This window comes from Corynebacterium marinum DSM 44953 (assembly GCF_000835165.1).
In the GTDB taxonomy this organism is placed as follows: domain Bacteria; phylum Actinomycetota; class Actinomycetes; order Mycobacteriales; family Mycobacteriaceae; genus Corynebacterium; species Corynebacterium marinum.
Window position 1 is genome coordinate 1,333,213 of record NZ_CP007790.1, and the last position, 18,965, is coordinate 1,352,177.

At 68.4% G+C, this 18,965-nt stretch carries 17 protein-coding genes; 8 read left to right on the forward strand and 9 right to left on the reverse strand.

Annotated features, from left to right (window positions below):
* The first annotated feature begins 32 nt into the window (after positions 1 to 32).
* The gene (locus B840_RS06415; RefSeq protein WP_042621461.1) at positions 33 to 2,687 is read left to right on the forward strand and encodes a cation-transporting P-type ATPase; all 2,655 of its coding nucleotides are present in this window, start codon (positions 33 to 35) and stop codon (positions 2,685 to 2,687) included.
* 34 nt (positions 2,688 to 2,721) lie between these two features.
* On the forward strand, positions 2,722 to 3,471 hold the full coding sequence (locus B840_RS06420; protein WP_042621462.1) for a glutamine amidotransferase: 750 nt from the start codon (positions 2,722 to 2,724) through the stop codon (positions 3,469 to 3,471).
* 14 nt (positions 3,472 to 3,485) lie between these two features.
* Here B840_RS06420 and B840_RS06425 read toward each other — a convergent pair whose 3' ends face one another.
* Positions 3,486 to 5,117: an ABC-F family ATP-binding cassette domain-containing protein gene (locus B840_RS06425; protein ID WP_042621463.1), complete on the reverse strand. Its 1,632-nt coding sequence runs from the start codon at positions 5,115 to 5,117 to the stop codon at positions 3,486 to 3,488.
* An 86-nt stretch (positions 5,118 to 5,203) separates the two neighbouring features.
* Here B840_RS06425 and B840_RS06430 point away from each other — a divergent pair, with 86 nt between their 5' ends.
* Positions 5,204 to 5,779, forward strand: coding sequence for a hypothetical protein (locus tag B840_RS06430; RefSeq protein WP_042621464.1), 576 nt, complete (start codon positions 5,204 to 5,206; stop codon positions 5,777 to 5,779).
* Between the two features lie 141 nt (positions 5,780 to 5,920).
* Here B840_RS06430 and B840_RS06435 read toward each other — a convergent pair whose 3' ends face one another.
* The 7 genes from B840_RS06435 to B840_RS06465 are packed head-to-tail and all read right to left on the reverse strand — an operon-like array spanning position 5,921 to position 12,260.
* Positions 5,921 to 6,310, reverse strand: a complete 390-nt coding sequence (locus B840_RS06435; protein ID WP_042621465.1) for a metal-sulfur cluster assembly factor — start codon at positions 6,308 to 6,310, stop codon at positions 5,921 to 5,923.
* Entirely contained in the window at positions 6,307 to 6,762 is a 456-nt protein-coding gene (gene sufU / locus B840_RS06440) for a Fe-S cluster assembly sulfur transfer protein SufU (RefSeq protein WP_042621466.1), read from the reverse strand. Before sufU ends, B840_RS06435 begins: the two co-directional genes overlap by 4 nt.
* Positions 6,762 to 8,027 carry a cysteine desulfurase gene (locus B840_RS06445; protein ID WP_042621467.1) on the reverse strand — a complete coding sequence of 422 codons (1,266 nt, stop codon included), beginning with the start codon at positions 8,025 to 8,027 and terminating at the stop codon, positions 6,762 to 6,764. The genes sufU and B840_RS06445 overlap by 1 nt, the downstream gene beginning before the upstream one ends.
* Positions 8,027 to 8,782 carry a Fe-S cluster assembly ATPase SufC gene (gene sufC / locus B840_RS06450; protein ID WP_042622574.1) on the reverse strand — a complete coding sequence of 252 codons (756 nt, stop codon included), beginning with the start codon at positions 8,780 to 8,782 and terminating at the stop codon, positions 8,027 to 8,029. Before sufC ends, B840_RS06445 begins: the two co-directional genes overlap by 1 nt.
* 47 nt (positions 8,783 to 8,829) lie before the next feature.
* Positions 8,830 to 10,023 (reverse strand): Fe-S cluster assembly protein SufD, encoded by a 1,194-nt coding sequence (gene sufD, locus B840_RS06455; protein ID WP_042621468.1) that lies wholly within the window; start codon positions 10,021 to 10,023, stop codon positions 8,830 to 8,832.
* A gap of 3 nt (positions 10,024 to 10,026) precedes the next feature.
* Positions 10,027 to 11,481 (reverse strand): Fe-S cluster assembly protein SufB, encoded by a 1,455-nt coding sequence (gene sufB, locus B840_RS06460; RefSeq protein WP_042621469.1) that lies wholly within the window; start codon positions 11,479 to 11,481, stop codon positions 10,027 to 10,029.
* A complete protein-coding gene (locus tag B840_RS06465) occupies positions 11,478 to 12,260 on the reverse strand; it encodes a helix-turn-helix transcriptional regulator (RefSeq protein WP_084602829.1) in 783 nt (260 codons plus the stop codon). Before B840_RS06465 ends, sufB begins: the two co-directional genes overlap by 4 nt.
* Before the next feature lie 97 nt (positions 12,261 to 12,357).
* Between B840_RS06465 and mptB the strand changes: the two genes are divergently transcribed.
* From mptB to B840_RS06490, 5 genes are read left to right on the forward strand one after another with little or no spacing between them, the layout of a single operon-like run.
* Positions 12,358 to 14,046: a polyprenol phosphomannose-dependent alpha 1,6 mannosyltransferase MptB gene (gene mptB, locus B840_RS06470; protein WP_042621470.1), complete on the forward strand. Its 1,689-nt coding sequence runs from the start codon at positions 12,358 to 12,360 to the stop codon at positions 14,044 to 14,046.
* A gap of 6 nt (positions 14,047 to 14,052) precedes the next feature.
* Positions 14,053 to 15,021: an ABC transporter ATP-binding protein gene (locus tag B840_RS06475; protein ID WP_042621471.1), complete on the forward strand. Its 969-nt coding sequence runs from the start codon at positions 14,053 to 14,055 to the stop codon at positions 15,019 to 15,021.
* A gap of 1 nt (position 15,022) precedes the next feature.
* A complete protein-coding gene (locus tag B840_RS06480; protein ID WP_042621472.1) occupies positions 15,023 to 15,811 on the forward strand; it encodes an ABC transporter permease in 789 nt (262 codons plus the stop codon).
* A gap of 60 nt (positions 15,812 to 15,871) precedes the next feature.
* On the forward strand, positions 15,872 to 16,855 hold the full coding sequence (locus B840_RS06485) for a COX15/CtaA family protein (RefSeq protein WP_042621473.1): 984 nt from the start codon (positions 15,872 to 15,874) through the stop codon (positions 16,853 to 16,855).
* A 14-nt stretch (positions 16,856 to 16,869) separates the two neighbouring features.
* Positions 16,870 to 17,835, forward strand: coding sequence for a quinone oxidoreductase family protein (locus B840_RS06490; protein WP_042621474.1), 966 nt, complete (start codon positions 16,870 to 16,872; stop codon positions 17,833 to 17,835).
* An 80-nt stretch (positions 17,836 to 17,915) separates the two neighbouring features.
* On the opposite strand, the gene B840_RS06495 is transcribed toward B840_RS06490, so the two are convergent.
* Positions 17,916 to 18,848 (reverse strand): heme o synthase, encoded by a 933-nt coding sequence (locus tag B840_RS06495; RefSeq protein WP_042621475.1) that lies wholly within the window; start codon positions 18,846 to 18,848, stop codon positions 17,916 to 17,918.
* Positions 18,849 to 18,965 lie beyond the last annotated feature (117 nt).

Sequence of the window (18,965 nt, forward strand, 5' to 3'; positions counted from 1 at the left end):
GGGCCCAGCTCACGGGCGTATAATTTCCCTGTGTGGAAGCACCAGCACATGCCATCGACACCAGCGAGGTCTTCACTGCACTCGGCAGCCGGCCGGAAGGACTGAACTCGGAGGCCGTAACCACGGCCCTCGAACGCTACGGGGAGAACAGCCTGCCCCGGGCGGAGGAGGAGACCTCATTCCAGCGGCTGTTACGCCAGTTCCGCGACCCGATGATCTACGTGCTCATCGCCGCCGCGGTGGTGACCGGCCTGCTCGGGGAGGTAGTGGATACCGTCGTCATCGCGGCGGTGGTGCTCATCAACGCCCTGGTCGGTTACCTGCAGGAGGGAAAGGCCGCGGACGCGCTCGCCGCGATCCGGGAGATGCTCTCCCCCGCCTCCGAGGTGCGGCGCGACGGCAGCTGGATCACCGTCGACTCCGACCAGCTGGTCCCCGGGGACGTGGTGAGACTGCGGGCCGGCGACAAGGTTCCGGCGGATCTGCGCCTGTTCAAGACGACCAGCCTCCGCGTCGAGGAGTCCGCCCTGACCGGCGAGTCGGTCGCCGCGGACAAGAATACCCGGCCCGTCGCTGCGGATGCCCCGCTGGGCGACCGCTCCTGCATGGCCTTCTCCGGCACGACCGTGGCGGCGGGCTCCGGCCTCGGCGTGGTCACGGGCACCGGACAGGACACCGAGATCGGCCGCATCACCACCATGCTCGGCGAGGTGGAGCGGGTGGAGACCCCGCTGACCCGCTCGATGGCCAGGTTCTCGTCCATTCTGGCCGTCGGCGCGCTACTGCTCGCGGTGCTCATGGTGATCGTGTCCGTGGTCATCTACGACACCGGCTGGGCCGAGGTCCTCATGTCCGCGATCGGTTTCGCGGTGGCGGCGATCCCCGAGGGGTTGCCCGCCGTCATGGCGATCACACTGGCGCTCGGCGTGCAGAAGATGGCGGCGCGCAACGCCATCACACGCCGTCTCGACTCGGTGGAGACCCTCGGATCCGTCACCACCATCTGCACGGACAAGACCGGCACGCTGACGAAGAACGAGATGACCGTGCGTGCGATCCATACCCGGGAGCACAACTACGAGGTCACCGGCACCGGGTACTCCCCCGAGGGGCAGATCCTGGTCGACGGCGCCGCCGTGGACCTCGGCGAGCACCCCGACCTGGAGCGGATGGCGGAGGTGGCGGTGTACGCGAACGACGCGAGCGTCGAGAAGCGCGACGACGAGTGGACGCTCAACGGTGAACCGACCGACGGCGGCATCTGCACCTTCGCCCTCAAAGCGGGGGTGGACAAAAGCGAAAAGCGGATCGCGGGGGTGCCCTTCGACTCCGACTTCAAGTACATGGCCACCCTCGACGACATGCCGGACGGGCGGGTGATCCACCTCAAGGGCGCGCCGGACCGGTTGCTGGAGCGCTGCGACCGCCAACGTGCGCCCGGCGGCGGCACAGAGCCGCTGGACAAGGCCTACTGGGAGGAAGAGATCGAAGCCATGGGCACCCGCGGCATGCGGGTGCTGGCGGCTGCGTGGCGGGACGGGGAGGAAGGACGGGAGCTGGCGACCACCGACGTCGACGCCGGCGGGTTCCTCTTCCTCGGCCTCTACGGCATCATCGACCCGCCGCGGGACGAGGTCCCCGAGGCGGTGCGCACGGTCCAGGAGGCCGGCATCCGGATCCGCATGATCACCGGCGACCATGCCTCGACGGCGTCGGCCATCGCGAAGGAGATCGGCCTGCGCGGCGACCGCGCCATCACCGGCGCGGAGCTCGAGGCCGCCACCGACGAGGAGCTGCAGTCGATCGTGCGCGACCACGACGTCTACGCCCGCACCTCCCCCGAGCACAAGCTCCGCCTCGTCCGGGCGCTGCAGGCGAACGGCGAGGTGGTCGCCATGACCGGCGACGGGGTCAACGACGCGCCCTCCCTGAAGCAGGCGGACGTCGGCGTGGCCATGGGCAACAAGGGCACCGAGGCCACCAAGGACGCCGCCGACGTGGTGCTGGCCGACGACAACTTCGCCACCATCTCGGCGGCGGTGAAGATGGGCCGCACGATCTACGACAACCTGCGCAAGGCCATCGTGTTCATGCTGCCGACCAATGGCGGGCAGGGGCTGGTGATCTTCGTGGCGATGCTCGTGGGCATGACGCTGCCGATCACCCCGCTGCAGGTCCTGTGGGTCAACCTCATCACCGCCGTCACGCTCTCGCTCGCACTGTCCTTCGAACCGGCGGAACCCGGCATCATGAAGCGGCGTCCCCGGGACCCGGAGGACGCGCTCCTGGACTCCGAGGTCATTCTGCGCATCCTCTTCGTCTCCGTGCTCCTCGGCGGGGCTACGATCGCGGTGTTCCAGTACCTGCAGATGAACGGCTCCTCCCTCGAGGTCTCCCGCACCATCGCCGTGAACACGCTTGTGGTGGGCCAGGTCTTCTACCTTTTCACGGCCCGCTTCTCCAGGGTGAGCGCGCTGCGGAAGGAGCTGTTCACCGCCAACCCCGTCTCGTGGCTGTCCGTGGGGATCATGCTCGTCCTGCAGATCGCCTTCTGTTACCTGCCCTTCATGCAGGATGCCTTCGAGACGACCGGCGTCGGCTGGTTCGGCTGGGCCGTCCCCGTGGTGGTCGGCATCATTGTCTTCCTGGCGGTGGAGACGGACAAGCTGATCCGACGCCTCAACTAGGTTGCTGACCTGCCCCGGGACTAGAATTTCCGGTATGTCCGGTTCCGTGATCCACCCGCGCAAGCCCTTCCTCCTGCTGAGCACCCGACCGGAGACTGAGGCGGCGTCGGCCGAGGTCGTCAGCTTCCGCTCGAAGATGGGGCTCGGCCCCGACGGACTGATCCAGGTCCGGCTCGAGTCGCGCCCGCTCGGGGATCTCGATCTGCGGGACTACTCGGGGGTGCTGCTCGGCGGCAGCCCGTTCAACGCCTCCGAACCGATCAAATCCCCGCTGCAGAACCGCGTCGAGGCGGACCTCGCCCGACTCATGGAGGAGGTGCTCGACCGCGATTTCCCCCTGTTCGGCGCCTGCTACGGCGTCGGCACCGTCGGCACCGCCATCGGCGCGGTCATCGACGGCACCTACAGCGAGTCGCCCCGCGTCATCAGCGTCTCCGTCACCGACCTCGGCGCCCGCGATCCGCTGCTGGAGGGCATTCCGGGGAACTTCTCCACGATGGTCGGCCACAAGGAGGCCGTCGCCGTGCTTCCCGACGTCGCCGCGGTGCTGGTCACCGGCGAGAGCTGCCCCGTCCAGATGTTCCGGGTGCAGGAGAATGTCTACGCCACCCAGTTCCACCCCGAACTGGCGCCGGAGGCCTTCGAGCAGCGTCTGCGCATCTACGCCAACGCCGGCTACCACGACCCGTCGGAGCTCGACAGCATCATCGCCATGACCCGGGGCGTGGACCTCACCGTCGACGACGCGATCCTGCGCAACTTCGCGCTGCGTTACGCGCGCTGACTGGCCCGCCGGCCCTACGCCAGTTCGACGATCTCCATGTAGGCGTCGGACCAGAGGTCCTCGTCGCCGTCGGGAAGGACAATGACGCGGTCAGGCTCCAGGGCCTTGACTGCGCCCGGGTCGTGGGTCACCAGGACGACGGCGCCGGTGTAGGTGCGCAGGGCGTCGAGGACCTGTTCGCGGGACTGGGGGTCGAGGTTGTTGGTGGGCTCGTCGAGAAGCAGGACGTTCGCGCGGGAGGACACGAGCGCGGCGAGGGCGAGGCGGGTCTTCTCGCCGCCGGACAGGGTGCCGGCGGGCTGGTCGAGCTGGTCGCCGGAGAACATGAAGGAACCGAGCAGGCCACGCAGGTCCTGCTCGCCGGCCTCCGGGCAGGCCGCGATGGTGTTCTGCCACACGGACTTCTCCGGGTCGATCGTGTCGTGCTCCTGGGCGAAGTAGCCGATCTTCAGGCCGTGGCCGGAGACGACGCCGCCCTCGCCGTCGGTACGTTCCACACCCGCGAGCAGCTTGAGCAGCGTCGTCTTGCCGGCGCCGTTGAAGCCGAGGACGACGACGCGGCTGCCCTTGTCGATGGCCAGGTCCACGCCGGCGAAGACCTCGAGAGAGCCGTACATCTTGGTCAGGCCCTTGGCGAACAGCGGCGTCTTGCCGCACGGCGCGGGCTCGGGGAAGGAGATGGCGGCGACCCGGTCGGCGACGCGGACGTCGTCGAGCTGACCGATCATGCGGTCGGCGCGGGCGAGCATCTGTTTGGCGGCGGCAGCCTTGGTGGCCTTCGCTCCGAGCTTGGCGGCCTGCTTGTGCAGGGCGGAGGCCTTCTTCTCCGCGTTGGCGCGCTCCCGGCGGCGGCGCGCCTCGTCGAGGGCGCGGGCGGCCTTGTACTTGGCGAAGCCCATGTTGTAGACGTCGGCCTCGGCGCGCACGGCGTCGAGGAACCAGACCTTGTTGCAGACGGCGTCGAGAAGCTCCACGTCGTGGGAGATCATGATGAGCCCGCCCTCGTGCTTGGACAGGAAACCCCGCAGCCAGTCGATGGAGTCGGCGTCGAGGTGGTTGGTGGGCTCGTCGAGGAGCAGGGTGGTCTGCGACTTGCCGGACCCGTTGGTGGCGGCGAAGAGGATCTGCGCCAGCTCCACGCGGCGGCGCTGGCCGCCGGACAGGGTGTGCAGCGGCTGCTCCAGGATGCGGGCGGGCAGCCCGAGGTTGTCGCAGATCTGGGCGGCCTCCGAGTCCGCCTCGTAACCGCCGAGGGAGGCGTACTGCTCCTCGAAACGGGAGTACTTGCGGATCGCCGCGTCACGCTTGCTGTCGTCCGTGGTCGTCTCCATGATCTCCTGCTGGCGTTCCATGGAGCTGCGGATCTGGTCGAGGCCGCGGGCGGAGAGCACGCGGTCCAGAGCCGTCTGGTCGATGTTGCCTTCGCGGGAGTCCTGGGGAAGGTAGCCGATCTCGCCGGAGCTGACCACGGTGCCGCCATAAGGCTTGGTCTCCCCCGCCAGAATTCGCATGGACGTGGTCTTCCCGGCACCGTTGCGGCCCACGAGACCGATGCGGTCGCCGGGCTGGACGCGCAGGAGCTGCCCCGGTGCAGTGAGCAGGGTGCGGGCGCCGACGCGGACTTCGAGGTCATTGGTGACAATCACAACGGGACAGTGTATCAACCACGGCCGATATACCCTAAGCACGCAGTTTCCGGCGCCGGGACCGCAGAGGCCATACCCTGGAAACCATGAGCGCACAGCCCGGCAGTTCCGGCGGCCCGAGCCGCGACTACATCGTCGAGTACCGTGCGGGCCAGTTCCAGAACGGTTCGCTGGTCCTGCGTTTCGACACCGAACCCTCCGAGAAGCAGCTCCGCGAGGCCCTCATAGCCCACGGACTGCCCGCCAAAGCCCTGGAGGAGGTCCGTGCGCGCCCCATGCACGCCACCCGGTTGAGGCCGGTTGCCCACTCATCGCCGCAGCCGCAGCAGCCTGTCATGGCCGAGCCGGTGAAACCCCTCCGGCGGAAGGCCCCCGGGTGCAGCGGCGGGCAGCTCATCCTCGTCCTGGTGGTCGCCGCCTTCGGTGCCCTCACGGCTTTCGCGGAGGACGCCCAACAGGCCGGCGACGCCGCCGGGGCCGACCGCACCTCAGAAACCATGGTCATCGGCTGCTGGGAGGACCTGGGCGACGCCCGCGACCTGGCAGACCCGGAGGCGGGCCTCATCGGCGGGCTGTTCGCGCAGGCACCGACCTCGTTCGTGGTCAGCCCGGCGAACACGGCCTTCTACTTCACCTGCCTCGGCTCAGCCTCCGGCGGGTAGTGGCCTGGTGTCAGGAACGTGCTGAATCCCGGCCCGTCCTCCCTGGATTCTGCCGGCACCGGGGCAACTTCAGCTCAGACATGACAGAAGCCCGCGGTGAGTCCTGTCGTCAGAACTCACCGCGGGCTCGGCCAGCCGGACCTAAACGGCGAAGCCGAGGGCGCGCAGCTGCTCGCGGCCGTCCTCGGTGATCATGTGGTGGCCCCACGGCGGGAGCCAGACCCACTCTAGATCGACCTTGTCCACGATGCCGTTGCCCACGAGGGCGGCCTGGACCTGGTCCTCGATGACGTCGGTCAGCGGGCAGGCGGGAGAGGTCAGGGTCATGTTGATCATGGCCACGTCCTCCCCTTCGCGGTCCTCGACCCAGACGTCGTAGACGAGGCCCAGGTCGACGACGTTGATCCCCAGCTCGGGGTCGATGACGTCGCGCAGGTACTCCTGGACGTCGAAAGCGAGTGCCTCCGCCTCCGGGGCCTGGGTCTCGGGGCGCTGGCGCTGGATGTTGTCGGTCGGGTTGTTCTCGGTCATTTCTTCTCCCTTTCGTTGAGGGCTTCGGCGGCGGCGGCCTGGAAAGCCTTCCACCCGAGCAGTGCGCACTTCACGCGCGCCGGGTACTTGGACACGCCGGAGAAGGCGATGCCGTCCCCGATGAGGTCCTCGTCACCCATCTCGGCGCCGCGGGAGGTGATCATCTTCTCGAACTCCGCGAGCTTAGCCATCGCCGAGTCCAGGGGCTGGCCGATGATCTCCTCGGCCATCACCGAGGTGGAAGCCTGCGAGATGGAGCAGCCCTCGGCGTGGTAGGACACGTCCTCGACGGTCGAGCTGTCCGCGGACAGGTGGACCCGCAGCGTGAGTTCGTCGCCGCAGGACGGGTTCACGTGGTGAACCTCGGCTTCATAAGGTTCGCGCAGCCCGGCGTGCTGGGGATGCTTGTAATGGTCCAGGATCACTTCCTGGTACATGGATTCCAGATTCATCAGTTCACCCCGAAGAACTCTCGGGCGTGGTGGATTGCGTCGACGAGGGCGTCGACCTCCGCACGCGTGTTGTACAGGTAGAAGCTGGCCCGGGCCGTCGATTGGGCGTTCATGCCCCGGTGGAGCGGCCACGCGCAGTGGTGGCCGACGCGGATGCACACGCCCTGGCTGTCGAGGACCTGGCCCAGGTCGTGCGGGTGCACGCCCTCGATGTTGAAGGCGATGGCCGCGCCGCGGTTCTCCGGTGTCGCCGGGCCGACGACCGTCAGACCCTCGACGGTCTGCAGACGCTCCAGGGCGTAGGCGGTCAGGTCGTGCTCGTGGGCGTGGATGTTCTCCATGCCGATCTCGCCGAGGAACTCCACCGCCGCACCGAGCCCGACGACCTGGCTGGTCATCTGGGTCCCCGCCTCGAAACGCTGCGGGGCGGGGGCGTAGGTGGACTCCTCCATGCGCACGACCTCGATCATCGATCCTCCGGTGAGGAACGGTGGAAGCTCGTCGAAAAGCGGCGCCTTGGCGTAGACCACGCCGACGCCGGAGGGGCCGCACATCTTGTGGCCGGAGAAGGCCGCGAAGTCGACGTCCAGGGCGTGGAAATCGACGGGCATGTGCGGGACGGACTGGCACGCGTCGAGAACGGTGAGCGCACCGACGGCCTTCGCCCGGCGGACGATCTCCGCCACGTCGCTGACCGCACCCGTCACGTTGGACTGGTGGGTGAAGGCCACAACCTTGACGGAGTCGTCGAGTTCGAGGGAATCGAGGTCGATGCGGCCGTCGTCGGTCACCGAGTACCACTTCAGGGTGGCGCCGGTGCGGCGGCACAGCTCCTGCCACGGCACGAGGTTCGCGTGGTGCTCCAGCTCGGTGACGACGACCGTGTCGCCCTCCCCGACCTGAAGCTCGCCGGCGCGCTCGTCGCCGAGCACGTAGGCGACGAGGTTGAGGCCCTCTGTCGCGTTCTTCACGAACGCGATCTCGTGGCCGTCGGCCCCGACGAACGCGGCGATCTTGTCGCGCGCGTTCTCGTAGGCGTCCGTCGCCTCCTCAGCCAGCTGGTACGCGCCCCGGTGGACGGGGGCGAAGGTGTTCAGCACGAACTCCTCCTCCGCCTTCCACACCCGTAGCGGGCGCTGCGAGGTGGCGCCGGAATCCAGGTAGACCAGCGGCTGGTCCTCGCGCACCGTCCGCGAGAGGATCGGGAACTCCGCCCGGATCTTCCCGACGTCCAGCGCGCCGCCCGCCTCGACGTACCCGTGCATCACAGGAACTGGTCGTAGCCGTCGGCCTCGAGCTTGTCGGCGAGCTCGGCGCCACCGGTGGTGACGATGCGGCCGTCGGCGAACACGTGGACGAAGTCCGGCTGGACGTAGTTGAGGATGCGCTTGTAGTGGGTGATCAGCAGGACGCCGCCGCCGGTCTCCTCCTGGTAGCGGTTGATTCCCTCCGAGACGATGCGCAGCGCGTCGACGTCGAGGCCGGAGTCGGTCTCGTCCAGCACGGCGAACTTCGGCTTGAGCAGGTCCAGCTGCAGAACCTCGTGGCGCTTCTTCTCGCCGCCGGAGAAACCTTCGTTGACGGAGCGCTCGCCGAAGGAGCGGTCGATCTGCAGGTTCTCGCGGGCGGTGTTGAGCTCCTTGACCCACTCGCGCAGCTTCGGCGCCTGGCCGCGGACGGCGGTGACGGCGGAGCGCATGAAGTTCGAGGAGGACACGCCCGGGATCTCGGTCGGGTACTGCATGGCCAGGAACATGCCGGCGCGGGCACGCTCATCGACCTCGAGCTCGAGGACGTTGACGCCGTCGAGCAGGACCTCGCCCTCGGTCACCTCGTACTTGGGGTGGCCGGCGATGGTGTAGGCCAGGGTGGACTTGCCGGAGCCGTTGGGGCCCATGATGGCGTGGGTCTCACCGGACTTGATGGTCAGGTTGACGCCCTTGAGGATCGCCGTGGGCTCGCCGGTGCCGTCCGCCGACTGCACCTGCGCGTGGAGGTTCTTGATTTCCAGGGTGGACATGTACACGTCTCTTTCAGGTCTAGAGGAAGTGGGTTCTTTAACGGGGTTTAAGCGTGGACGGATTCGAGCTCGTCAGTGACGCGCTGTTCCAGTTCCTCACGGATCGACTCGACCGGAATGCGGTTGATGACCTCGGAGAAGAACCCACGGATGATCAGGCGGCGGGCCTCGGACTCGGGGATGCCGCGGGCCATGAGGTAGAACACCTGCTCGTCGTCGAATCGGCCGACGGTGGCGGCGTGACCGGCACCGGCGATCTCGCCGGTCTGGATCTCCAGGTTCGGGATGGAGTCGGCGCGCGCGCCTTCGGTGAGTACCAGGTTGCGGTTGACCTCGTAGGTGTCGGTGCCCTGCGCTTCGGCGCGGATGAGCACGTCACCGACCCAGGTGGTGTGGGCGTCCGGCTGATCCGATGCCGGGTCAGCCTGCAGCGCGCCCTTGTACATGACGTTGGAGCGGCAGTTGGGGAAGGAGTGGTCGACGAGGAGCCGGTTCTCGAAATACTGGCCGTCGTCGGCGAAGTAGACGCCGAGCAGCTCGGCGTCGCCGCCGGGGCCGGTGAACTTGACGCGCGGGACCATGCGGACGACGTCGCCGCCGAAGGTCGCGGCGTTGTAGCGCAGCGTGGCGTCGCGGCCGAGCAGGACGTGCTGGCCGGAGAGGTGGACCGCGCCCTTGTCCCAGGCCGCGTCGACGATGACCGTCAGGCGCGCGTTGTCGCCGACGACGAACTCCAGGTTGTCGGCGTGGGTGCCGGTGCCGAGGTAGCGGACGGAGACGATCGCCTCCGCCCCGTCGGCGACGTTGACGACGGTGGCGCCGAAGGACGTGACGCCCTCGCCGCGGCCGGTGACGGTCACGGCGATCGGCTCGGAGACGACCTCGTTCTTCGCGACGTCGATGTAGGTCGCCGACGTCATCGAGGTCCAGGCCTGCGCGGCGACGCGGTCGGTCGGCGCTCCGGCGCGGCCGAGGCGCTCGTCGCCCTTGTCGAGGGTCTCGACGGTGACGGCGCCTGCGGCGGACGCCGGTACGTCGACACGCACGTCCTGCTCGACGGCCTCGGCGAACTTACCGTTGTGGAGGCCGCGGATGCGGCGCAGGGAGATGAAACGCCACTCTTCGGCACGCCCGGCCGGAACCGGGAAATCCTCCACGTCGAAAGAGGCGTAGACGTCGCCCTTGGTGTTGTGCGGGGTGGCGGCGTCGACGGCGGCCTGCCCTGTTGTAGCTGTGGTCATCGGTCAGCCCACCGACCCTTCCATCTGCAGTTCAATAAGTCGGTTCAGTTCCAGCGCGTACTCCATCGGCAGTTCCTTGGCGATGGGCTCCACGAAGCCGCGGACGATCATCGCCATGGCCTCCTCTTCCTTCAGCCCGCGGGACATGAGGTAGAAGAGCTGTTCCTCCGACACCTTGGAGACGGTCGCCTCGTGGCCGAGGGAGACATGGTCGTTGCGGATGTCGTTGTAAGGGTAGGTGTCCGAGCGGGAGATGTTGTCCACCAGCAGGGCGTCGCACTCCACGTTGGAGGTCGAGTGGTGCGCGTTGGCGTTGATCTGCACCAGACCACGGTAGGCGGCGCGGCCACCGCCGCGGGCGACGGATTTGGAGACGATGTTCGAGGAGGTGTGCGGCGCCATGTGCGTCATCTTCGCGCCGGTGTCCTGGAACTGGCCCTCGCCGGCGAAAGCCACGGAGAGGACCTCGCCCTTGGCGTAAGGGCCCGTCATCCAGACGGCCGGGTACTTCATGGTCACCTTGGAGCCGATGTTGCCATCGACCCACTCCATGGTCGCGCCCTCTTCAGCCTTGGCGCGCTTGGTCACCAGGTTGTAGACGTTGTTCGACCAGTTCTGGATCGTGGTGTAGCGGCAGCGGCCGCCCTTCTTCACGATGATCTCGACCACTGCGGAGTGCAGCGAGTCGGACTTGTAGATCGGCGCGGTGCAGCCCTCGACGTAGTGGACGTAGGCTCCCTCGTCGACGATGATCAGCGTGCGCTCGAACTGGCCCATGTTCTCCGTGTTGATGCGGAAGTATGCCTGTAGCGGGATGTCCACGTGGACGCCCGGCGGGACGTAGATGAATGAGCCGCCCGACCACACGGCGGAGTTCAGCGCGGAGAACTTGTTGTCGCCGGCCGGGATGACCGTGCCGAAGTACTCCTTGAAGAGCTCCGGCTGCTCCTTGAGTGCGGAGTCGGTGTCGAGGAAGATGACGCCCTGCTCCTCCAGATCCTCACGGATCTGGTGGTAGACCACCTCGGACTCGTACTGTGCGGCGACTCCGGCGACCAGGCGCTGCTTCTCGGCCTCGGGGATGCCCAGACGGTCGTAGGTGTTCTTGATGTCCTCGGGGAGATCCTCCCAGGACTGCGCCTGGCCCTCGGTGGAACGGACGAAGTACTTGATCGTGTCGAAATGGATGCCCGACAGGTCGGCGCCCCAGGTCGGCATGGGCTTCTTGTCGAAGATGCTCAGGGCCTTGAGGCGCTCCTGGAGCATCCACTCCGGCTCATCCTTCTTGGCGGAGATGTCGCGGACGACGTCCTCGCTCAGGCCGCGGCGGGCAGATGCGCCGGCCGCGTCGGAATCGTGCCAGCCGTAGTTGTAGGGGCCGATCGAATCGATGATCTGGTCGTCGCTCATCGTGGTCTCCGGCTTGGTGGAACCGGGATTCTGCGTTGCCTGGGTCATGATCCGCTCCTTTCCTCTGGAGAATTCTCAAGGGGTGTCAATGGGATGTTCGTGGTGCATATGCCGTGGCCGCCGGTGATGGTGGCCAACGGCTGGACGTGGAGGCCGACGAGGTTCGAGATGGCCTCGTGCTCGGCCTCGCACAGTTCCGGGTGCTCGGCGGCCGCATGGGCCACCGGGCAGTGGTGCTGGCAGATCTGGATGCCCGCGCCGGCCCGGGTCACCGTGGCGGCGTACCCGTGCCGGTCGAAGGCGTCCGCCAACTCGCCGGCGGTGTGCTGGATGGACTCCTCGTCACCGCCGGCCGGGTTCACCCCGTCGACGATGCGCTCGATACGCCTGCGCGCAAGCTTACGGACCGCCTCCTCACCCCCCAGCTCCCGGAGGGTGTCCAAGGCGTCCGCGGCCAGCTGATCGTAGGAATGCCCGAAGTGGGAACGCCCGCGGTCGGTGAGCCGGAACGCCTTGGCCGGTCGGCCGCGGCCGGGCGCGGCGGAGCGCTGACGGCGGTCCACCGACTCCCCCAGCCCCTCCGACACCAGGATGTCCAGGTGCCGGCGGACGCCGGCGGCGGACATCTCGAGGCGTGCGGCGAGTTCGGAGGCCGTGGCCTGCCCGTGTTTGAGGAGCATGAGCATGATCTGGCGACGGGTGTCACCGTCAACCGAACGGGTCTCCGGAACGGGCTTCTCGGACACTGCCGCCACCTCCTCACGTTTCCTGTCGTTACTACTGAAAGTCGTCGGTTCCGCCCGGCGGTATCCGTGCGGCCTTATCATTCGACAACACTAGTGTTCCCTAATTCATTCCCCCTGTCCAACCTTGCGAAGCCCTGGCGTGTCGGAACCCCTGCGCCCCGCTGGCTAGGATGACGCTGTGCACAAGAGACGACCGGCGATCCCGCCCGCCCTGACCGCCAGCCTGCCCAGGCTGGGGTCCGCGGGCTCCCGGTCCGCCCTCCTCCACGTGGACCAGGGCACGGACGATCAGCCGCGGTCCGGCCGACTGAACATCCGGGAGCTCAACCGCTTCCAGGTGCTGCGGTGGACGGGCACCCTGGGCGCGCTGCTCATCGGACTGGGCGCCCTGGGCGCCGGGGCGCTGCCGGTCGTGGACAACCCCTACTCCTCGTTCCCGGGCGGGACATTCATGTCCCGGATGCTGCAGACCTCGTCGATCATGGTGCTCGTCGGCGTCGGCCTGCTGGTGCTGGCGTGGGTGCTCATGGCGCCGTTCGCCGGGGCGCCCTACCGGAGTTCCGGCGGCGACGGCGGCGGCGGCACCGTGTCCTCCTCGCTGCTCACACGGACCTTCGCGGCCTGGGTCCTGCCGATCATGTTCACCACGCCGCTGTTCACCCAGGACATCTACTCCTACCTGGCTCAGGGGGCGATCGTCGCCCGTGGGATGGATCCCTACGCGGCGGGGCCGGCGGACCTCCTGGGGCCGGAAGACCCGCTGGCGCGTTCCGTGCCGTTCATCTGGTCCCACTCGCCCTCCCCCTACGGCCCGGTGGCACTGAGCCTGGCGTCGATGGTCAGCCGGCTCACCTCGGACTCCATCATCCTCGGGGTGGTCGGCCACCGCCTGCTCGCGCTGCTGGGGTTGATCGCGGCGGGCTGGGCCATCAGCCGGCTGGCCCGCCGCTGCCGGGTCAACCCCGTCACCGCCCTGTGGCTGGGCATGCTCAACCCGCTGACAATCCTCCACCTGATCGGCGGCATCCACAATGAGTCAATCCTCCTCGGCCTGATGCTCGTGGGGATGGAGGTGGGCCTGCGGGGAGTCGACAAACTCGGCGGGCGCAACGGCCAGTCCGTGGACGCCTCCGGCGGGGCGGGGCTGATCATCCTGTCCGCCGCCCTCATCTCGTCCGCGGGCATGGTGAAGGTCACCGGCTTCCTCGCGCTGGGATTCGTCGGTATGAACCTCGCCCGCCACCTCGTCCGGGTCGGCCGCGGTCCGGTCGCCGCCCTCGCCGCGGCCGTGACCGTGCAGGTGGCGCTGCTGGTCGCCGCCGTCGCCGCCGTGACCGCCGCGACAGGAATCGGCCTCGGCTGGGTGACGGGGCAGGGCGGGGCGGCGTCGATACGCAGCTGGCTGTCCATGACCACCGACATCGGCGTCGGCGCCGGCTTCTTCGGGATGCTGCTGGGGCTGGGCGACCACACCGACACCATGCTGACGATCACCCGCGGCGTCGGCGTGCTCATCGCCGTGGGCTTTGTGGTGCGCATGCTCTTCGCCACCTTCCGCGGCACGGTCCACCCCGTCGGCGGGCTCGGCGTGGCCACCTTCGTGCTGGTCATCCTCTTCCCCGTCGTCCACCCCTGGTACATGCTGTGGGCGATCCTCCCGCTGGCCGCGTGGGCCAACCGGGTCCTGTTCCGGGTCGCCGTGGTCGCCTACTCCACCTTCTTCTCCTTCACCGTCCTGCCCCGCGGCCTGGCGCTGCCCCCGTCGACCGTCGCGGCGATCTACCTGGGTTCCGCGCTCACCTTTGTGCTCGTCGTCGGACTCGGCTGGTGGCTTATGCGGCGGCGGGCAGTCCGTGGCCTACACTGATTAACCGTGTCTGCAACTTTCGATGGAGCGTCCCGCCCGGCGGCCGGGCCCGCCCTGGAACTTCACGCGGTGGTCAAGGCCTTCGGCGCCACCACCGCCGTCGACGGACTTTCCCTGACCGCACGCCGCGCGGAGGTGTTCGCCCTCCTCGGCCCCAACGGCGCCGGCAAGACGACCACCATCGAAATGTGCGAGGGCTTCCTCCGCCCCACCTCCGGCGAGATCCGGGTCCTGGGCCTCGACCCCGTCGCCCGGCCGGACGAGGTCCGGCGCCGCATCGGCATCATGCTGCAGGGCGGCGGCTCCTACTCCGGTATCCGCGTCGCCGAGATGCTCCGCCTCGCGGCCGCCTACAACGACAACCCGCACGACCCCGAATGGCTCATCGAGGTCCTCGGCCTCGACGGGGTGCGCAACACCACCTGGCGCCGCCTTTCCGGCGGCCAGCAGCAGCGGCTCTCCCTGGCGCTGGCCGTCATCGGCCGGCCCGAGCTCATCTTCCTGGATGAGCCGACCGCCGGCCTGGACGCGCAGTCCCGCCTCGCCGTGTGGGAGCTTGTCGACGCCCTGCGCGCCGACGGGGTCACCGTCATCCTCACCACGCACCTCATGGACGAGGCGGAGGCGCTGGCCGACCGCATCGCCATCATGGACAAAGGCAGAGTCGTCGCGGAGGGCACCCCGGCAGAGCTCACATCCGGGGAGACCGGCGCCCGGGTGACCTTCGAGACCGACACCCCCCTCGATCTGGAATCGGCGCTCGGGCGCATCGCCGGCAGCTGCCCCGGCACCCCGGGCATCGAGGCGGTCCGTCCCCTCCGCTACTGCATACCCGCCCCCGCCACCCCGGCGCTCGTCGCCGCTCTCGCCGACGCCGCCGCCGACCAGGACGTTCTGGTGCGGCGTCTCGACGTCGACCACCGCAACCTCGAAGAGGTCTTCCTGGACATCACCGGACGGAGCCTGAGGAGCTGACATGACCGACACCGACACAGTGACCCCCACCCGATTCGCGCCCGGGACCTTCACCCCCGCACCGAAACGCGCCTCCGCCGCCCGGATGGTCTCCGCCCAGGGCCGGATGGAGACGATCCTGTTCCTCCGGCACGGCGAGCAGCAGCTGCTCAGCGTGATCATCCCGCTGGTGATGCTCTTCATCACCGCCCGCATGCCTCTGCTCGGCGAGGACACCACCATCCGGCAGATCTTCCCCATGGTGCTCGCGATCGCGACCACCAGTTCCGGTTTCACCGGGCAAGCCATCGCCCTGGCTTTCGACCGGAGGTACGGGGCCCTCAAACGCACCGGCGCCTCCGGGGTGCCCGCTTCGACCATCATCGGCGGCAAAGTGATCGCCGTCGGCGTCATGGCTGGCCTGCAGACGCTGCTTCTGGGAGGGGCCGCGCTGCTGCTCGGCTGGCGGACGGAACCCATGGGCGTGCTCCTGGGCCTGGCGGTGCTCTTCATCGGCGTGGCCGCCTTCACGGCACTGGGCCTGCTCATGGGCGGCACCCTGAGTTCCGAGCTTGTGCTCGCCCTGGCCAACCTCATCTGGGTGGTGCTCGTCGGCGCCGTCGGCTGGGTGCTATGGTCTCACGGCCTCGACGCCGCCGGCTGGTACACCGCGATCCCCTCCGTGGCGCTGGCCTCCGGGCTGACGCTCGCCTTCGACGGGGCCGTCCCCTGGCTGGAGATCCTCGTCCTGCTCACCTGGGCGGCCCTCGCGTCGGCTGCGGCCGTCCGATGGTTCCGCTTCGAGGCGTAGATATTGCCCACATCCCCCACCCACCGCAATTCCCCGGACCTGCCCGAACACACAGATAGGATGGGCACCGTGACTGACACCGTGACCGCCACCGGCAAACAACAGACCTCCCGCGGACCCTCCGTCCGGCTCCAGCGAATCCTCGCCTTCATCCTGCTGCTGGCGCAGGGCGGCATCACCGTCACCGGATCCATCGTGCGCGTGACAGGCTCCGGCCTCGGCTGCGACACCTGGCCGAACTGCCAGGAAGGCTCCCTGGTGCCCGTCGCAGGCGCCGCACCCGCGATCCACCAGGCCATCGAATTCGGCAACCGCCTGCTCACCTTCGTGCTCGCCGCCATCGCCATCGCAGTGTTCGTCGCGGTCCTGCGGGCCGGCCGCCGCCGGGAGATCGTCGTCTACTCCCTGATCTCCGGCCTGGGTATCGTCCTGCAGGCCGTCCTCGGCGGCATCTCCGTGATCCTGGACCTCCAGTGGTGGACCGTGGCCATCCACTTCCTGCCGTCCATGATCCTCGTGTGGATCGCCGCCCTGCTGTACATGCGCCTGGCGGAGCCGGACGACGGGCAGCCGGTGCGTATGTTCCCGCAGTCCATCCGCACGATGACCGTCATCGCCGCCGTCGCACTGTCCGTCGTCCTCATTACCGGCACGATGGTCACCGGCGCCGGCGTCCACTCCGGCGACGCGGGCGTGGGCATGGAAGGACGCCTCGAGGTGGACATCGAGCTCATGGCGTACATCCACGCGGCCACCATGTACCTCTACCTCGCCGCCACGGCGCTGGTCACCTGGCAGCTGCACCGCCGCAACGCCCCCCAGGCAGCGCTGCGGACCGCCTACGTGCTCATCGCCATGATCTTCGTGCAGTGGGCAATCGGCATCATCCAGTTCAACCTGGGCATCCCGCGCTGGACCGTCCCGGCCCACATCGCGATGTCCTCGGTCGTCGTCGCGTTCTCCGCGTTCCTCTACGCCCACGGTAAGCGCCGGGTGAGCCCCGCGCCGGTGACCCCAAAGGCCGACGCGAACGCCCCGGGGTAGCTAGCCTGGATGCCATGAAGGCAATCCAGATCACTGAAACCGGAGGACCCGAGGTCCTCGTCCTGCGCGACATTGAGGCGCCGGTCCCGGCCGAAGACGAAGTGCTCGTCGACGTCCTCGTGGCCGGCGTCAACTACATCGACACCTACTACCGGGAGGGTGTCTACCACGCCGCGCTCCCCTTCGTGCCGGGCCTGGAAGGCACCGGTCGGGTGGTGGAGGACCCGCGCGGCGAGATCGCCCCGGGCACCGTCGTCGCCTGGACCGACGCCTTCGGCTCCTACGCCGAGCAGGTCTGCGTCCCCCGCGACCGCCTGGTCGCCGTCCCCGAAGGGGTCGAACCCGAGGTCGCGGCCTCCATGCTGCTGCAGGGCATCACCGCCCACTACCTCACCCACGGCGTCTACGACCTCAAGGAGGGGGACTCCTGCCTCATCACCGCCGGTGCCGGCGGCGTCGGCCTGCTGGTCACCCAGATGGCGGTGGCCAAGGGGGCCCGGGTGTTCTCCGTCGTCTCCACCGACGAGAAGGCCGAGCTGGCCCGGGAGGCGGGCGCCACCGAGGTCTTCCGTTACTCCGACAACCTCGCTGAGGTCGTGCGGCGCCGCAACGGCGGCGTGGGCGTGGACGTGGTCTACGACGGCGTCGGCAAGGACACCTTCCACGAGTCCCTCGAGGCCGTCCGCCCCCGCGGCACCGTCGCTCTCTTCGGCGCCGCCTCCGGCCCGGTGGAGCCCTTCGACCCGCAGCTGCTGAACACGCACGGCTCCATCTTCCTCACCCGCCCCTCCATCGGCGCGTGGACCTCCGGCGAGGGGGAATTCCGGATGCGGGCGCAGGCCGTGACCCAGGCGGTCGTCGACGGCACCCTCCGGTTCCGGATCTCCGGCTCCTACGACCTCTCCGAAGCCGCACAGGCCCACCGCGACCTCCAGGCGCGCCGGACCACCGGTTCGATCGTCCTGCACGTGCAGGATTAGGCCGCCGGACAGGCCGGAAACGGGCTGACCCCCACCGGGAGATACTCCGGTGGGGGTCAGACGTTGTCCGGGATGGGAGCCTAGAAGAACGTGGTGGTCCAGCCCAGCATGGAGCCGATGGTCTCCCAGCCGAGGACGGCATCCACCGACAGCGCCACGAACACGAGCGCCAGGTAGTTGTTGGACAGGATGAACAACTTCAGCGGCTTGACGTCGGTGCCCTTCTTCACGCTGTTGTGCAGCATGATCGCCATGCCGAGGAAGTAGGCGCCGCCCAGCACGGCGCCGGCCAGGTAGATCCACGACGCGGCGGGCACCAGCAGCAGGGTGGTCAGGACAGTGGCCCAGGTGTACCAGACGATCTGCCGGGTCACCTCGACGGGCTTGCGCACGACCGGGAGCATCGGCACACCGGCGTTCGCGTAGTCGTCGCGGTACTTCATGGCCAGCGCCCAGGTGTGCGGCGGGGTCCAGAAGAAGATGATCATGAAGAGGACGATCGCCTGCCACCACTGGGCGGGCACGCCCTCCGGCAGGTTGTCGGTGATGACGGCCCAGCCGACCACCACCGGCATGCAGCCCGCGGCGCCGCCCCAGATCACGTTCTGCCAGGTCCGCCGCTTGAGCCACTTGGTGTAGACGTAGACGTAGAACCAGTTGGTCAGCACGATGAAGAACGCGGCCAGCCACGAACCGCAGAGCAGCCCGAGCCACAGCACCGACGCGACGAGCAGACTCCAGGCGAAGATGCTGGCGTTGCGGTTGGACACGGTGTGGCGGACCAGCGGCCTGGCGCGGGTGCGGCCCATCTTGTGGTCGATGTCCGAGTCCGCCACCATGTTGAAGGTGTTCGCGGCGGCCGCGCCCATCCAGCCGCCCACCACGGTGAGCAGAATGAGGACGATGTTGTTCTCGCCGCGATCCGCCTGCAGCATCGCAGGGATCGTTGCTACGAGGAGCAGCTCAATGACCCTCGGCTTCGTCAGCGCAATATAGGCCTTGATTGTCTCCAAGGGAAAGATCCTCCAACGGCAGGTGGGTGAAAAGATGCGTGGTGCGCACGTGTTGTCGCGTCTACCAGGACTGGTCGGAAACGGCGGGGAGATAGTTCCCGGCCCAGATCAATCCAG

Excerpts from the sequence above, each read along its gene's own strand:
- B840_RS06490 (WP_042621474.1), top strand. The coding sequence starts at position 16,870 with ATGAAGGCAATCCAGATCACTGAAACCGGAGGACCCGAGGTCCTCGTC.
- B840_RS06465 (WP_084602829.1), bottom strand. The coding sequence starts at position 12,260 with ATGATAAGGCCGCACGGATACCGCCGGGCGGAACCGACGACTTTCAGT.
- sufU (WP_042621466.1), bottom strand. The coding sequence starts at position 6,762 with ATGAATCTGGAATCCATGTACCAGGAAGTGATCCTGGACCATTACAAG.
- sufC (WP_042622574.1), bottom strand. The coding sequence starts at position 8,782 with ATGTCCACCCTGGAAATCAAGAACCTCCACGCGCAGGTGCAGTCGGCG.
- B840_RS06430 (WP_042621464.1), top strand. The coding sequence starts at position 5,204 with ATGAGCGCACAGCCCGGCAGTTCCGGCGGCCCGAGCCGCGACTACATC.
- sufD (WP_042621468.1), bottom strand. The coding sequence starts at position 10,023 with ATGACCACAGCTACAACAGGGCAGGCCGCCGTCGACGCCGCCACCCCG.
- B840_RS06435 (WP_042621465.1), bottom strand. The coding sequence starts at position 6,310 with ATGACCGAGAACAACCCGACCGACAACATCCAGCGCCAGCGCCCCGAG.
- sufB (WP_042621469.1), bottom strand. The coding sequence starts at position 11,481 with ATGACCCAGGCAACGCAGAATCCCGGTTCCACCAAGCCGGAGACCACG.
- B840_RS06420 (WP_042621462.1), top strand. The coding sequence starts at position 2,722 with ATGTCCGGTTCCGTGATCCACCCGCGCAAGCCCTTCCTCCTGCTGAGC.
- B840_RS06480 (WP_042621472.1), top strand. The coding sequence starts at position 15,023 with ATGACCGACACCGACACAGTGACCCCCACCCGATTCGCGCCCGGGACC.
- B840_RS06445 (WP_042621467.1), bottom strand. The coding sequence starts at position 8,027 with ATGCACGGGTACGTCGAGGCGGGCGGCGCGCTGGACGTCGGGAAGATC.
- B840_RS06485 (WP_042621473.1), top strand. The coding sequence starts at position 15,872 with ATGGGCACCGTGACTGACACCGTGACCGCCACCGGCAAACAACAGACC.